Annotated in this window: 12 protein-coding genes; 8 read left to right on the top strand and 4 right to left on the bottom strand. The window is 64.3% G+C overall.

Going from position 1 to position 15691, the window contains the following annotated elements; translation table 11 throughout:
* Window positions 1-16: 16 nt before the first annotated feature.
* Window positions 17-1189 carry a 4-hydroxybenzoate 3-monooxygenase gene (gene pobA, locus JQ591_RS28165; protein ID WP_211399263.1) on the bottom strand — a complete coding sequence of 391 codons (1173 nt, stop codon included), beginning with the start codon at window positions 1187-1189 and terminating at the stop codon, window positions 17-19.
* Window positions 1190-1237: 48 nt separating this feature from the next.
* Between pobA and JQ591_RS28160 the strand changes: the two genes are divergently transcribed.
* Together JQ591_RS28160 and JQ591_RS28155 are read left to right on the top strand one after the other, a co-directional pair.
* Window positions 1238-2143: a helix-turn-helix domain-containing protein gene (locus JQ591_RS28160; RefSeq protein ID WP_211399262.1), complete on the top strand. Its 906-nt coding sequence runs from the start codon at window positions 1238-1240 to the stop codon at window positions 2141-2143.
* 343 nt (window positions 2144-2486) lie between these two features.
* The gene (locus JQ591_RS28155) at window positions 2487-3098 is read left to right on the top strand and encodes an NYN domain-containing protein (RefSeq protein ID WP_211399261.1); all 612 of its coding nucleotides are present in this window, start codon (window positions 2487-2489) and stop codon (window positions 3096-3098) included.
* A gap of 23 nt (window positions 3099-3121) precedes the next feature.
* Here JQ591_RS28155 and pcaG read toward each other — a convergent pair whose 3' ends face one another.
* Window positions 3122-3748, bottom strand: coding sequence for a protocatechuate 3,4-dioxygenase subunit alpha (gene pcaG, locus JQ591_RS28150; protein ID WP_211399260.1), 627 nt, complete (start codon window positions 3746-3748; stop codon window positions 3122-3124).
* Window positions 3749-3752: 4 nt separating this feature from the next.
* Entirely contained in the window at window positions 3753-4541 is a 789-nt protein-coding gene (gene pcaH / locus JQ591_RS28145; RefSeq protein WP_211399259.1) for a protocatechuate 3,4-dioxygenase subunit beta, read from the bottom strand.
* 96 nt (window positions 4542-4637) lie between these two features.
* Here pcaH and JQ591_RS28140 point away from each other — a divergent pair, with 96 nt between their 5' ends.
* The 5 genes from JQ591_RS28140 (at window position 4638) to JQ591_RS28120 (ending at window position 10968) form a co-directional block, all read left to right on the top strand.
* Window positions 4638-5567, top strand: coding sequence for a LysR family transcriptional regulator (locus JQ591_RS28140; RefSeq protein ID WP_211399258.1), 930 nt, complete (start codon window positions 4638-4640; stop codon window positions 5565-5567).
* Between the two features lie 156 nt (window positions 5568-5723).
* Window positions 5724-6992 (top strand): Lpg1974 family pore-forming outer membrane protein, encoded by a 1269-nt coding sequence (locus tag JQ591_RS28135; RefSeq protein ID WP_211399257.1) that lies wholly within the window; start codon window positions 5724-5726, stop codon window positions 6990-6992.
* 36 nt (window positions 6993-7028) lie between these two features.
* Entirely contained in the window at window positions 7029-7955 is a 927-nt protein-coding gene (locus JQ591_RS28130; protein WP_211399256.1) for a putative nucleotide-diphospho-sugar transferase, read from the top strand.
* Window positions 7956-8056: 101 nt separating this feature from the next.
* On the top strand, window positions 8057-9361 hold the full coding sequence (gene pncB / locus JQ591_RS28125) for a nicotinate phosphoribosyltransferase (RefSeq protein ID WP_211399255.1): 1305 nt from the start codon (window positions 8057-8059) through the stop codon (window positions 9359-9361).
* Between the two features lie 299 nt (window positions 9362-9660).
* Window positions 9661-10968 carry a GGDEF domain-containing protein gene (locus JQ591_RS28120; protein ID WP_211399254.1) on the top strand — a complete coding sequence of 436 codons (1308 nt, stop codon included), beginning with the start codon at window positions 9661-9663 and terminating at the stop codon, window positions 10966-10968.
* 15 nt (window positions 10969-10983) lie between these two features.
* Here the strand turns inward: JQ591_RS28120 and JQ591_RS28115 are convergent, their stop codons facing one another.
* A complete protein-coding gene (locus JQ591_RS28115) occupies window positions 10984-11604 on the bottom strand; it encodes a TetR/AcrR family transcriptional regulator (protein WP_211399304.1) in 621 nt (206 codons plus the stop codon).
* Between the two features lie 678 nt (window positions 11605-12282).
* Here JQ591_RS28115 and JQ591_RS28110 point away from each other — a divergent pair.
* The gene (locus JQ591_RS28110; protein ID WP_211399253.1) at window positions 12283-15687 is read left to right on the top strand and encodes an acyl-[ACP]--phospholipid O-acyltransferase; all 3405 of its coding nucleotides are present in this window, start codon (window positions 12283-12285) and stop codon (window positions 15685-15687) included.
* Window positions 15688-15691 lie beyond the last annotated feature (4 nt).

Genomic DNA, 15691 nt, shown 5'->3' with positions numbered 1-15691 from the left:
TTCCGCGCTCGCATCCTTAAAACGGCAGCCCCACATAATTCTCCGCGAGCAGGCGCTGCGCCGTCTCGGACGAGAGCAGGTACTCCAGTTCAGTCTGCTGGAGCCGGTCCTCGTATTCGAGCCGGTCGGGGAAGCGATGCAGCAGCATCGTCATCCACCACGAGAAGCGTTGCGCCTTCCAGATCCGCGCCAGCGCCTTGGCGGAATAGCCCTGGAGCCCGGAATCATCGTCGTTCTGATAGTGCGCGAGCATGGCGTGGTAGAGATAATAGATGTCGGAGGCGGCGCTGTTCAGCCCGCGCGCGCCGGTCGGCGGCACGATGTGGGCGGCATCGCCGGCGAGAAACAGGCGGCCGTAGCTCATCGGCTCGGCGACGAAGCTGCGCAACGGCGCGATGCTCTTTTCGATGGACGGTCCCATGATCAGGCGGCCGCCGACCTCGTCCGGCAAACGGCGCTTCAGCTCGGCCCAGAACGCGTCGTCGCTCCAGTCCTCCACCTTGTCGGTGAGCGGCACCTGGACGTAGTAGCGGCTCAGGACTTGCGACCGCAAGGAACACAGCGCAAAGCCGCGCTCGTGCTTCGCATAGATCAGCTCCGGCGACACCGGTTTCGTACGCGACAGCACGCCGAGCCAGCCGAACGGATAGATCTTCTCATATTCCCGCAGCACATCCTTCGGGATCGACTTGCGGCTGACGCCGTGAAAGCCGTCGGCGCCGACGATATAGTCGCAATCGACCCGGACGGTCTCGCCATTCGAACGATAGGTCACGTAAGGCCGGTCCGAGGTCAGGTCATGCGGCGTCACGTCCTCGGCATTGTGCACGACGTTGCCGCCGAGGCGGTCACGCGCCTCGTAGAGATCGCGCGTCAGCTCGGTCTGGCCGTAGACCAGCACCGAATTGCCGCCGGAGTGCTTGTAGAGGTCGATCTGGGAGAGCACCCCGTCATGGGCGATCTCGAATCCCTTGTGGATCTCGCCCTCGCGGTCCATCCGCTCGCCGCACTGTGCCTCGCGCATCAGCCTGGCGAAGCCGTGCTCGAGCACGCCGGCACGGATGCGGGCAAGCACGTGGTCGCGGCTGTATTTCTCCAGCACGACCGTGTCGATGCCCTTCAGGTGCAGGAGTTGGGACAACAGCAGCCCGGACGGCCCGCCGCCGATGATACAGACCTGAACTTTCATTTTCGCGTCCTCCTCGGCACTTTTTTGCAGATTCAGCGCCGCTGACCGATGGAGGGTTTCGTCTTTGTCTTGTACTATTCGAACATGAGAAGCGCAGCCCCCGCCCCGGCCATCCGGGTCTACAATTTGTTCGGCGAGTCCGGCGACCTGCCCGATGTCGTGCATTGCGAGACGATTGCATCGCGCTCGGTGCTGCACGACTGGACGTTGGCCGTGCACCGCCATGCCCGGCTGCACCAGGTGCTGCTGATCGAGCGCGGCGGCGGCGAAGCGACGCTCGACGGGCGCGTGGTGCAGCTGAAGCCGATGCAAATCGTCAACGTGCCTGTCGGCCACGTCCACGGCTTCCGTTTCGTGCCTGATACTCAGGGCTGGGTGCTGACCATCGCCGCGGAAATATTGGACGAAGCGCTGCTCGCCTCCGAAGGACTGCGCGGTGCCTTGTCGCGCTCCGCCGTAATACGCGGTACGCCGCAGATCCGCACCACCATGAAGCAGATCTTTGCCGAACACGCCGCGCGCGATTTCGGCCGAGCGCATGTGCTGCGTGCACTGTCGGCGGCCATGATCGGGCTGGTGGCCCGCGCGCTCACCGGCGAGAGCGGTGGCAACGGCACGGCTGAAAGCGGACTATTCCGCCGCTTCGAGGCGCTGCTGGAACAGCATCATCTGGAACGCTGGAGCGTTGCGGACTTTGCGGGCGCGCTGTCGATCACGCCGACCCATCTCAACCGGGTGACGCGGGCAGCAACCGGCGACACCGCCTCGCACCTGATCCTCAACCGGCTGATCCGCGAAGCGCGGCGCAACCTCGTCTACACCAATTTACCGGTCTCGACGATCGCCTATGCGCTCGGCTTCGAGGACCCCGCCTATTTCAGCCGGGTCTACGCCGCCGCGACGGGCGTGTCACCGCGCGCCTTTCGCGCGCAGCTCCATGGTGAGGAAAGCTGACGCATCGGACCAAAGATCGTGCGCACCTGTGGTCGGAGGCCACGCTGCGAGCCGCCATCGCCTCTGCTGCCGGCACGGATACTTACCTTCGTATATCAGCTCCTATCCTTTGGGTAGAAGCCCTTAACCTCAGTACAATTGAGAGGGGAAAGCGCGCGCGTTAGCGTGGCTGCATTCGGCGCCCTGGCGCTTATGGCATGGAACCTCCCTGACCTTGGCGCGAGACGGCCCCCCTGTCCGGTCGTCTGCGCCGCTTTTTCAGCAAGGTGTTTCGGGCCGGCATACGGCGCCCCCCGGCGGCGAACCCGGCCGGCTTTCGTGCGGAACTGGAGATTTGTGCATAATGTCTTCGATCGAGAAGATCGCACTCTTTATCGATGGCTCCAATCTCCACGCCACCTCCAAGGCACTCGGTTTCGACATCGATTACAGGCGTCTGCTCGGCGAATTCCGAAGCCGAGGTACGCTCTTGCGGGCCTTCTACTACACGACCATCGTCGAGGATCAGGAGTATTCGTCGATCCGTCCCTTGATCGATTGGCTCGACTACAATGGATACACGGTCGTCACCAAGCCCAGCAAGGAGTTCATCGACGCCACCAACGGCCGCCGCAAGGTGAAGGGCAGAATGGATGTCGACCTCGCCGTCAGCGCGATGGAGATCGCCATGCATGTCGATCAGATCGTGTTGTTCTCGGGCGACGGGGATTTTCGTTCGCTGGTGGAAGCCGTGCAACGCCGCGGTGTCCGCGTCACGGTTGTCTCCACACTCTCCACCCAGCCTCCCATGGTCGCCGACGACCTCCGCCGGCAGGCGGATGTGTTCATTGACCTGGCCGCACTGAAACCAAAAGTGGGGCGCGATCCGGCCGACCGGCCGGGATCGCGCGAGACGCGTCAGTTGCCGCAGTTCGTCTCGCGCGGAGCGATCAATCGCGGCGACCAGGTGGAGTGATCCTGCGGGACGGCCGCCGTCCCTCACACGTCGAAGAACACCGTCTCGTCCGGCCCCTGCAAATTGATCGTGAAGGCGTACACGGCCTTGCCGGCACGTTCGCTGCGCTTTGCGATCAGCGTCGAGCGCCGGACCGGCTGTTCGATCAGGTTGAGCACGGGGTCGGCGGCATTGGCGGCCTCTTCGTCCGAGAAATAGAGACGCGTGTTGAGACCGATGTTGATACCGCGCGCGACGATCCAGACATTGATGTGCGGCGCGCCCTTGCGGCCCGTCTTGTCGATGATCGCGCCCGGCTTGATGGTCTCGAAGGTAACGAGACCACTCTCGAAGTCGGAGCCGGCGCGGCCCCAGCCGCGAAACTCCTCGTCCAGCACGCCGGTCGACCGATCCGCCGGATGGTTGTAGCGGCCGGCCGCGTTGGCCTGCCAGATCTCCAGCAGCACGTCGCGCAGCGGCGTGCCGCTGCCGTCGATCACCTTGCCCTCCAGCGTGATGCGTTCGCCGCGCGTGTTCGGCGTCACCAGCACGTTGGAAAAGTTCTTCTCGAAAATGTCGAAGCCGGCCATGGCCGGGATCAACCCGATATGGACGTAGGGCCCGGCCGTCTGCGAGGCGGTTTCCTTGAGGTAGTTGAGCGGCTGCGGCATGGACTCAGTTCCCTGCGGTGCGATTTTCAAAGTAAGTGGAGCGCTGGCCGCGCAAGACGATGTCGAAGCGGTAGGCGAGCGAGTCGAACGGAGCCGATGCGTTGAGGTCGAGCGGCGCGACGAGGCGCTCCAGCGCATCCTGGTCCGGGATCGTCGTCAGGATCGGGCAGACTGGGATCAGGGGATCGCCCTCAAAGTACATCTGGGTGATCAGACGTTGCGCGAAGCCCGAGCCGAACACCGAGAAGTGGATGTGAGCGGGACGCCAGCTGTTGACGTAGTTGCGCCAGGGATAGGGCCCCGGTTTCACCGTGCGGAAATAATAATAGCCGGTGTCGTCGGTCAGCGCGCGGCCGCAACCGCCGAAATTCGGATCGATCGGCGCCAGATACGTGTCCTTCTTGTGCCGGTAGCGGCCGCCGGCATTGGCTTGCCAGAACTCGACCAGCGTGTTCGGCACGCCGCGGCCGGTCTCGTCCAGCACGCGGCCGTGGACGATGATACGCTCGCCGACGGGATCGCCGTCCTTGGCGTAGTTGCGGATCAAATCATTGTCGAGCGGGCCGAGGTCGTTGTGGCCGAACACCGGCCCCGAGATCTCCGAGACCGAATTCTCCAGCGAGAGCAACGCCTGGCGCGGCGAGCGCAGCACGGAGGACTTATAGCCGGGCGCATGCGCTGGCGGGTGAATCGCGCGGTCGCGCTGGAAGAAGCCACCGTCGCCGAGCGGCGGCGTAAAGGGCTCGGGCCGGTTGAGGCGGGGATCCCGCAAGGCTGGCGCCTGGGCATTCATCGGCGTTGTCTCTCCCTCTGGCACGCCCGGTTCCGGCGCGCGATTTATCGAGGGATCATGGGCCGATCTATTCTCAAGATAAATAGATCGATTATAATGAATTACATGAAAGAAATCGATCATTTGGCCCTCGACGGCCACGCCCTCGAACTGTTCCTGGCCGTGCTGGAGGAAGGCTCGGTGACGGCGGCGGCAACGCGGCTCGGCCTGACGCAATCGGCGGTCAGTCACGGCCTCAACAAGCTGCGGCGGATCGCCGGCGATCCGCTATTCGCCAAATCCGGCCGCGGCATCGTCGCCACCGCCCATGCGCAGGCATTGGCCGCGAAAGCGCGCGCGCTGATCGACGAGATGCGCAGCTTCGCCGGCGGCGTCAGCTTCGAGCCGGCACAGGCCCAGCTGTCACTGACGATTGCCGCCAACGACTTCCAGCGCGACCTGCTGCTGCCGCGGTTCTTCGGCCACGTCGCCGAACAGGTGAAGAGCCTGAACTTGCGCGTGATCCCCTCGCAATCGCCCTCGCCTGCGATGCTGCGCGAGAACCGCTGCGATCTCCTGATCACGCCGCTGCCGCCGTCCGGCGTCGACATCGTGCAGAAGCGGCTGCTCAGCGACCATTACGTCTGCTACTTCGATCCCAGGACGCGCAGTGCTCCGTCTGGCCGCAGCGCCTATCTCGCTGCGCGCCATATCACCGTGGTCTATACCGACAATGAACGGCTCGACTTCGACCGCCGGCTGGCCGCAAACGGATTTCATCGCGACATCGCGATCTCCGTACCGAGCTTCTCCGGCGTGCCGTCCTTCCTGCGTGGCTCGCAGATGCTGGCGAGCATGCCGAGCCTGCTGGCGCCCGGCGTGATGCACGGCTTCGCGCATGTGCGGATTCCGCTGGCATCGCGCACGCGAACCCTGGCCGAGCTGCCGATGTTCATGGTCTGGCACCAGCGCTACCAGAAAGACCCGGCCCATCGCTGGATCCGGAACCAGCTCGAGACCGTGGCCACGACGACCGCAGGCGGCTGAACAAGAATTCAGCATCAGCTGCGGCCCATCGGCCACACCGCATTCCGGAAATGATCCATCGCGTGCGATCGCCGGCCGAGTTCAACCGTACGGTTGATGCATGGCCGGTAACTCCACGTCACCGTCGCGCAACTGGTGCGGGACGAGGTGCATATCATGAAGATGGTTCTTGCGGTCATGTTCGGAGCGGCAGTGGCAGCCAGCAGCGCCGCTGCCGGGGAACTCGAAGACGTCAATGCACGCCTCGAATTGCTTGAAAGACAGAACGCCGCGATCCGCAAGGAAAACGCCGCATTGCGCGAAAGCCAACGGCTGCTTGGAGAGAATACGCGGCTGAAATCGCAAGGCGCACGCGCAGCGGTCGAGCCTGCCAGGATCGGAGCCCGATCGCACCAGGAAAACTCCGCATTCCCAGCCGTGTCAGCGATCTCGCAGCAGACCAGAAATCCGTTGCAGGCCTATGCCGCCGACTTCCCGGTCAAGGCGCCACCGCTCGCCGGTCCAGCGCTGTTCAGGGCCTGGATCGAAGGCGGCGCAATCTTCAGCGGCGGGGATCCGATCTCCAGCTTCTACGGCCTCACCGGCCAGTTCGACCTGACACCCAAGGTCGGATGGGAATCGGCCATCGGCTTCGACTATCGATTCGCGGGCTCTCCCTGGCACGTCAGCGGCCAGTTCCGTTATGGCGAGGGCGGCAAGACCAACGGTCTGGACTCGGCCACGGAAACCATCGCCTTTGGCGGTGCCAGCTCGACAGCAACGAGCACCTATGGCGCGGCCTACAAGGAAACGCACTGGCTCGCCGATCTCGCTGTCGGACGCGACATCGCCGGCAGCGGGCCAAGCGTACTTCAGTTGAAGGGCGGCGTTCGCATTGCCGAATTCGTCACCCGGAGTTCGAACTCGAACGTTGCGGTCCTCACACTCAGCGGCCTCGCTCCAATCGTGGTGCCCGGATTTCCGACGGTCACCGGCTACTCCGGCACGATCTCGAATTTGTACGATACGCGCGCGAGCTTTCTTGGCGCGGGGCCCCTCATCGGCGTCGAAGGCTCGGTTCCATTCGCCGGCAAATGGTCGTTCGACTATGCAGGCGACGTCGCCTTGCTGCTCGGCCGGCAACAGTCGGTCAGCAGCGCGAGGAGCCAGTCTTCGGTCACGCCGTCATATCTCTCCGGCGTCTTCCCAGTCACGGACACGCTCAATGCGGGCAGCGATCGGCTGTTTGCCGGCGTGCTGAGCGCCGACATCCAGGTCGGCGTGTCCTATTGGCTGACGCAGAATTTGAAGCTCGGCGCGGGCTATCGGCTCGATGCGTTCATCAACGTGTTCAACGAGGCCGGCTTGTCCAGATACAATCTGACGCCGGACCGCTACACGCACGGCCCGCGCGTCACGCTCACCGGGCAATTCGACGCAATGTAGCGGGCACGAGATCGCACGATCCTCCGGAGACTTTTCATGCGGCCGAGCGTGTGCCTTCTGACTGCCTACGACTCCGTTCAGCAGCCGCTCGCCGCCCTCACCGTTCCCCGCATGCAGGCATTCGCCGAGGCGCATGGCTATGAAAAGCGCGTCATTCATGGAGACGATTGGAAACGTCCGCGCGGATGGCTGAAGATCGAAGTGATCCGGGCCGCGCTTGAAGACAATTTCGACTTCGTGCTCTGGATGGACGTCGATGCCATCGTGCTTCGCAACGACGTCGACGTCAGGACGGCGGCAGTCAACGACGCTCATCTGCATATGGCCTGGCACGGTCCGGATACATCCGAGATCCTGGCCGCGGATTTCGTTCCGCATTACAATTCGGGCGTCATGCTGATCCGTGTGCACGACTGGTCACGCGAATTTTTCAGGCAGCTCTGGGAGGCCGACGAATTCCCGCATCCCTGGTTCGAGCAGGCCACCATACTCCAACTTCTCGGTTACGATGAATGCGTGGGGCTCGGACCCGATCGTCCCGACGAGCCGAACCGATCCGGTATCGCGCGTCTCGACACTGCCTGGAATTCGATTCCCGGCCTCGCCACCGTGCCCGACCCGATCGTTCACCACTATGCCGGGATCAGCAATCCATCGACACGGCTCAGGATGGTCGAGGCGGATGCCATGACCGCGCCGTTGCGGGAAAGGCTGGACGCGCCCTTGCGCCAGGCGTTCGCCCGACAGTTCAGCCTGTGGCGGGAGGACGCGGCGATGCGCGACTGGGTCACGGCGGAGCGAGATTCGGCCCTGGCGGAGCTCCAGTCGGTTGCGGCCGAGCGGCACGGATTTTTGGCGGAGAGGGACGATGCGCGGGTACAACTGGCGGCGGTCCGAAACTCCACCTCCTGGAAGCTGACGGCACCGCTGCGCTGGACCAGGGAATTATTTCACCGCGGCTGACCTGCCTGGCCCGGGGGCGCAGCCTCGCCGGGTGCGGCGCGGTGGCCAGCCCTTCGCCAAACCCACTGGTTGCGCCACGGCTGCCGCGCTAGAATTCGGCCATGACAGTGACCGATATTGCGAGCCGGACCTACAATCACAGCTGGCGGCTGGATCCCATCATCCGCAGCCTGCTTGATACCGACTTCTACAAGCTATTGATGTTGCAGATGATTCGGGAGGACTACCCGAATCAACAGGTGACGTTCTCGGTCATCAACCGGTCGCGCCATGTGCGGCTCGCCGAAATCATCGACGAGGGCGAGCTGCGCGCCCAGCTCGACCACGCCCGCACCATCCGCTTCACCAAGAAAGAGCTGATCTGGCTTGCCGGTAACACCTTCTACGGCAAGACCCACATGTTCTCGGCGGACTTCATCCGCTGGCTCGCCGAATTCCGGCTGCCCGAATACGAGCTGCGCAAGGTCGAAGGCCAGTACGAGCTGCACTTCCACGGGCCGTGGAGCCATACCACGATGTGGGAGATTCCTGCGCTCGCCATCCTCAACGAATTGCGCTCGCGCGCGGCGATGAAGGGCCGCGGCCGCTTCGAGCTCGACGTGCTCTATGCCCGCGCCAAGGCCAAGCTGTGGACCAAGGTGGAGCGGTTGCGCAAGCTGGAGAACCTCCGGCTATCCGATTTCGGCACCCGTCGCCGCCATGGTTTCCTCTGGCAGCGCTGGTGCGTGGAGGCCGTGAAGGAAGGCCTCGGCCCGTCCTTCATCGGCACCTCCAACGTGCTGCTCGCGATGGACAATGATCTCGAAGCCATCGGCACCAACGCCCATGAACTGCCGATGGTCGCGGCCGCGCTCGCCAAGGACGACGAGGAATTGCGCTGGGCGCCCTATCGCATCCTCGACCAGTGGCGCCAGACCTATGGCGGCAACCTCCTGATCGCGCTGCCCGACGCTTTCGGCACCAAGGCCTTCCTGCGCGATGCGCCGGAATGGGTCGCCGACTGGACCGGCTTCCGTCCCGACAGCGCGCCGCCGATCCAGGCCGGCGAGGAGATCATGAGATGGTGGGAGTCAAAGGGCCGCAATCCCAGGGACAAGCTGCTCGTGTTCTCCGACGCCATGGACGTCGGCTCGATCGAGGAGACCTATCATCATTTCGGCGGCCGCGTGCGGCTCTCGTTCGGCTGGGGCACCAACCTCACCAATGATTTCGTCGGCTGTCCGCCCGATGCTTCGATCAATCTCGATCCGATCTCGATCGTCTGCAAGGTGTCGTCGGTCGATGGCCGCCCGGCGGTCAAGCTCTCGGACAACCCCGAGAAGGCGACCGGCATGCCCTCGGAGATCGAGCGTTACCTGCGCGTGTTCGGCGACGCCGGTCGGGTGCGCAAGCCGGTGCTGGTCTAGAGCATTTTGTCTTCACGCGAACCGGCGTCCACTTCGCTCGAAAATCGCTCTAGGACCAAGCCAATTCTTCTCGATCGAGTAAACCGCGCAAGACGAATGCGAGACATCGGCTCGCCGATGCCGCGTCAGTTCCGGTTCGGCGGCATTTGCAGCGATCTGCAAGCATCCGCTTCACAGCACCTTCACCCTGCGACGCAGTCTTCCGGCATTTTCAACTCGAGTTAAGCACCCTTGGCGCGTGATCCGCGTTATGAGCGGATCGCTCCGCTGGGGTCGTTGAGCGACTTGGGGAACGCAAAGTGTTTCGCAGAACAGCGCCGTCGACGAAGGGACGCAGTTTCCTTCACGTCATCAAGCTCGTCTCGCCTTTCGTCACGGTCGTCCTGCTGCAGGCTGCGATCGCCGGATTCAGCCTGGAGGTGATGTCCTCGGTCCGCGCCTATGTCGCGGGCGAAGCGCTGTGGTCGCGATCACAGAAGAACGCCGTCTATTTCCTCAATCTCTATCTGCATTCGGGCGACGCCAGCCAGTTTGCGCAATACCAGACCTCGCTGGCCGTTCCCATCGGCGACGAGTTCGCGCGCTGGGCGCTTGAGCGCGATCCGGTCGACGTCGAGGCCGCCCGCATCGGCTTCCTGCAAGGCGGCAACCATCCCGATGACGTGCCGGGATTGATCTGGCTGTTCCGATACTTCAATCGCGTCAGCTTCCTCCAGGAGGCCATCCGCGAGTGGACCGCCACCGACCCCATGCTGCTGGAGCTGAGCGTGTTCGGCGAGGTCATCCGGTCAGAGCTGGAGAACGGGCCCGTTCAGGACAGCAAGCGCCTGCAATTATTGTCGTCGCGGCTGTCGGAGCTCAACACTGAGTTCACTGTGCACGCCAACCGGTTCTCCACCGTCCTCGGCGAAGGCTCGCGCGCCATCAAGTTGACGCTGACTTGCGTCAATATCGTTACAGCCGTGACGCTGATCCTGCTCCTGATCTGGCGCACGCGGCGATTGGTGCTGCAACGACAGGCGTTCGAGGATGCCCTGCATGCCGAGAAGGAGCGCCTGGCCTGGCAGGCGTCGCACGATTGGCTGACGGGCCTATCCAACCGTCGCGCGTTCGAGGCGCGCCTGCAAAGCGAGCTGGATGGCACCGCGGCGGGTTCGCTGGGCCTGATCCTGCTCGATCTCGACCAGTTCAAGGACGTCAACGATAGTTGCGGCCACCTCGCCGGCGACCGCCTGCTCTGCCAGATCTCGCACCTCCTGCAACAGGACCGGCGGCCGCATGACCTGGTGGCGCGGCTCGGCGGTGACGAATTCGGCTTCATCCTGCCGCAGTGCCCGCTCTCGAACGCCGTCGACATCGCCGAACGATTGCGGCGATCACTCGAATTGTTCAGTTTCGCCTGGGACGATCGCTGCTTTGCGGTGACCGCCAGCATCGGCGTTGCCTGCATCACAGACCGCAACACCACGCTCGAGGACGCGATGCGGCGTACGGATGCAGCCTGCTATCGCGCCAAGGACAAGGGCCGCAACCGGGTTCAGGTCGACAGCGCGAGAGAGGATGTCGTCGTTGTTGCGGCCCGGCCGCGAGAGGCTGCGCGCGCCTGACGCTGCGCGCCCCTGTCACCGCAAAGGCAGAATCCCGAGACCGGCGAGATGTGCGTCGAGGAACTGATCGACCTGCTGGCGCAGCAACTGCGGCGGCACGGCCACCATGCGCTCTTCGAGGCCGAGCGAGATGATCCCGTGCACGGCGGAAAACAGGGTGCGTGACAGCAGCGCGATCTGCACGTCGTCTGCATTCGGAAGCAGGCGCACCAGGGGTGGATGCATCAGCGCGAAGGCGTCCATCACCATCTGCAGGATGTCATCGGGGTAAGGGCGGTCGTCCTCCATCCGATGCTCGAACAGCGAGCGCAGCAGATTCGCATTCTCGGCGAAGAATTCGAGATAGGTCGCGGCAAGCCCGTAGAGCTGACGAACGGGATCCTCGGCCGGAACCTGGCCCAACCGCATTGTCAGCGCCTGAACGGTCTCCCGATTCACGGTCAGGATCACCCCGTCGAAGTCGCCGAACTCGTTATAGACGCTGCCAACCGAGCAGCCGGCGGCGTCCGCGACGTCTCGAACTTTCAATGATTTCAGGCCTTTAGTCGCAATAATGCTGCGGGCGATCTCCACGATTTGCAGCCGCCGGCGAGATTTTTTTCGGTCTCGCAGCGATTCGTCTTGAACATTGTTCATTTTCAGGATACTCATTTGAACAATGTTCAAGTTAACCCGGAGACCTGCAAAATGCAAACCCTCGCTGTTGATATCGCTTCCACCTTCGTCGACGACGCCACCGCTCTCGTGACCGGACTTGGCCGCGCCCTCCTGCGCTTCGCGATGCGGCCGATCGATCGCATCGCAAATGCCTGCGACATTGCGGGCGTCCTGACTGAGCGCCGCGCGACCTTCCGGATGTGGCGGGCCAACCGCGACCGTGCCCGTCATGAGGGCCGCCGCTTCAGCCTGCTCGGCCGCTTCTCGCCCTTTCGCCGCCTCGCCCACCTCACCTGAGGCGAGCGCAGCCGCCACGTCGGTGGTCGCCTCGAATGCAATATCAGGTTGCAATGAAGGACTTACCATGTCCCGCCATTCGAGGCCCATGCCGCGACCTTCGACGATGCGGTTCAGCATTTCCTCACCGCCCGGCGCGATATCCCGGTCAACGCGGCCTCCCTGCCGAAGTTTGACAGGGCCGCGAGCAAACCATTTGCGAACCAAACGACACCAAGCGGAGACCAACAGGATCGGAAGGTAAAGGCGCAGAGCGGGCCGGTCGTCGTCACCCGCAATTGCCCGTCGCATATCGTCTGGTCCCGACGTCCAACCGACAATGTATCAACCTCAGGCAGCCTTTCCAAAACAGGACTAGTCATGATCAGGGATTTGATGTCGTCACGCCGCTTCGCGCCGCTGTTCTGGGCGCAATTCTTCTCGGCGCTGAACGACAACGTGCTCAAGAACGCGCTCGTCATCATCCTGCTTTACAGTGCCGCGACCGGCCACGGAGATGCGCTGGTGACGGTCGCAGGCGCCGTCTTCATCTTCCCCTATTTCATCCTGTCCGGCCTCGGCGGCCAGCTCGCCGACAAGTACGTCAAATCCGTCGTCGCGAGGCGGCTCAAATTCGCCGAGATCTTCGCCGCGGGCTTTGCCGCGGCCGGCTTCTTCCTGCACTCGGTGCCGCTGCTGTTCGCAGCGCTCGCACTGTTCGGCGTCATCGCCGCGCTGTTCGGTCCCGTGAAATACGCGATGCTGCCGGACCAGCTCGAGCTCGGCGAGCTCGCGACCGGCAACGCGCTGGTCGAAGGCGCGACCTTCATGGCCATCCTGCTCGGCACCGTCGCCGGCGGCCAGTTCGTGGCCGGCTCCGCGCATATGGGCTGGGTCGCATCGGCCGTGGTCGTGCTGGCCCTGCTGTCCTGGGCCTTCGCCTCGCGCATTCCCGCCACCACGCCGTCTGCACCCGATCTGCCGGTCAACGCCAATCCCTGGACATCGACGCTCGGCCTGTTGAAGACGCTGCACGCCGACCACCGGCTATGGGACGGCACCGTGATCGTCTCCTGGTTCTGGCTGGTTGGCGCCATCGTGCTCTCGCTGCTGCCGGCGCTGGTCAAGGACGTTATCGGTGGCACTGAGGGCGTGGTGACGTTGTGTCTCGCGATCTTCGCGATCGGCATTGCCATCGGCTCGCTGTTCGCAGCGAATCTGAGCCACGTTCGCCCGAACCTCGCGCTGGTGCCGATCGGCGCCATCATGATGGGGTTTGCCGGCATCGACCTCGCCTGGGCGATCGGCGTGACCGCCAAGGGCCAGGAGATCACCCCCGCCGACTTCGCGACCTCGTTCGCGGGCCTGCGCATGCTGGTCGACTTCGTCGCCTTCGCATTCGGCGGCGGACTGTTCGTCGTTCCGTCCTTCGCCGCCGTCCAGGCCTGGTCCGCCCCCTCCGAGCGCGCCCGCATCATCGCCGCCGGAAACGTGCTGCAGGCCGCCTTCATGGTGGCCGGCTCGCTGTTCGTCGCGCTGCTGCAGGCCGGCGGGCTGCACGTCGGCTGGATCTTCCTCGGCCTCGGCGTCGCCAGCTTCGGCGCAGTCTGGTTCGTGCTGACGAAGTGGGGCAAGGAAGGCGTGCGCGACTTTGGCGGGCTGCTGTTCCGCGCGCTGTTCCGCACCGAGGTCCGCGGGCTGGAGAACCTGCCGCCTGCCGGCACGCGCATGCTGATCGCGCCCAACCATGTCAGCCTGATCGACGGCCCGCTGCTGCACGCCGTGCTGCCGATCGACGCGAGCTTCGCGGTCGATACCGGCATCGCCAAGGCCTGGTGGGCCAAGCCGTTCCTGCGGGTGGTCAAGCACTACACCATGGACCCCACCAAGCCGCTGGCCGCGCGCGACCTGATCAAACTCGTCGCCGCCGGAGAGCCGGTGGTGATCTTCCCGGAGGGACGCATCACCGTCTCCGGCTCGCTGATGAAGGTCTATGACGGCACCGCGATGATCGCGGACAAGGCCGACGCCGTGGTCGTACCCGTTCGCATCGAGGGCGCCCAGCGCTCGCATCTCAGCTATCTCAACAGCAGCCAGGTCAAGCGCTCGTGGTTTCCGCGGGTGACGGTCACCATCCTGCCGCCGGTCAAGCTTCCGGTCGATCCGTCGCTGAAGGGCAAGACGCGCCGCAACGCCGCGGGCGCAGCACTTCAGGACGTGATGATTGACGCCATGGTGAAGAACGCCATGCTCGATCACACCCTCTTCGAGGCGCTCGGACACGCCTATCGCGACCGCGACACCGGCAAGGTCATCGTCGAGGACGCGCTCGGCACCAAGCTGACCTATCGCAAGCTGATCCTGGGCGCGCAGGTCTTGAGCCGGAAGCTGGAGAACGGCATCGCCGTCGGTGAGAATGTCGGCGTGCTGCTGCCGAATTCCGCAGGCGTCGCCGTCGTCTTCATGGCGTTGCAAAACATCGGCCGGGTGCCGGCGATGCTCAACTTCTCGGCCGGCCCGGTCAACGTCCTCGCCGCCATGAAGGCTGCGCAGGTCAAGACCGTGCTGACGTCGAAGGCCTTCATCGAAAAGGGCAAGCTCGACAAGCTGATGGCGGCGATCTCCGCGGAGGCCCGGGTGGTCTATCTCGAGGACGTCCGTGCTTCGATCGGCACGGCCGACAAGATCAAGGGCCTGCTCGCCGGCACCACGCCGCGTGTCGCCCGCCAGGCCAACGATCCGGCCGTCGTGCTGTTCACGTCGGGGTCGGAAGGCACGCCCAAGGGCGTCGTGCTGTCCCACCGCAATATCCTTGCGAACGCTGCACAGGCGCTGGCGCGGGTCGATGCCAACGCCAATGACAAGGTGTTCAACGTGCTGCCGGTGTTCCACTCCTTCGGGTTGACCGGCGGAATGATGATGCCGCTGCTCGCGGGCATTCCGATCTACATGTACCCCTCGCCGCTGCACTACCGGATCGTGCCTGAGCTGATCTACCAGACCGGCGCCACGATCCTGTTCGGCACCGACACGTTCCTCTCCGGCTACGCGCGCTCGGCGCATGCCTACGACTTCCGTACGCTGCGCCTGGTGATCGCCGGCGCCGAGGCGGTCAAGGATCGCACCCGGCAGGTCTTCATGGAGCGTTACGGCATCCGCATCCTCGAGGGCTATGGCGTCACCGAGACCGCGCCGGTGCTGGCGATGAACACGCCGATGGCCAATCGTCCCGGCACGGTCGGCCGCCTCTCGCCGCTGATGGAAAGCCGCCTCGACCCGGTCCCCGGCATCGAGGAAGGCGGACGCCTCTCGGTGCGCGGACCGAACGTCATGCTCGGCTATCTCAGGGCCGAGAATCCCGGCGTGCTCGAACTGCTCGCCGAAGGCTGGCACGACACCGGCGACATCGTCGCGATCGACGCGGCCGGCTTCATCACCATCAAGGGCCGCGCCAAGCGCTTTGCCAAGATCGCCGGCGAGATGGTCTCGCTGTCGGCGGTCGAGAACATTGCGACGACCCTGTGGCCACAGGCCGCATCGGTCGCCGTGTCGATCCCGGACCCGCGCAAGGGCGAGCGCATCGTGCTGCTGACGACGGAGAAGGGTGCCGAGCGCAGTGCGATGCAGGGCCAGGCAAAGGCGATCGGCGCGTCCGAGCTGACCGTTCCCGCGGCGATCATGGTGGTGGACAAGGTGCCACTGCTCGGCACCGGCAAGACCGACTACGTCACCGCAACGACGATGGCCCGCGAGCAGGCGTCCGCGCCGGAGCGCGAGGTGGCATAAGAGA

This window comes from Bradyrhizobium canariense, assembly GCF_018130465.1.
GTDB lineage: Bacteria > Pseudomonadota > Alphaproteobacteria > Rhizobiales > Xanthobacteraceae > Bradyrhizobium > Bradyrhizobium canariense_C.
Note: the sequence above shows the minus strand (reverse complement) of the source record. Positions and strands in the feature narration are given on the sequence as shown.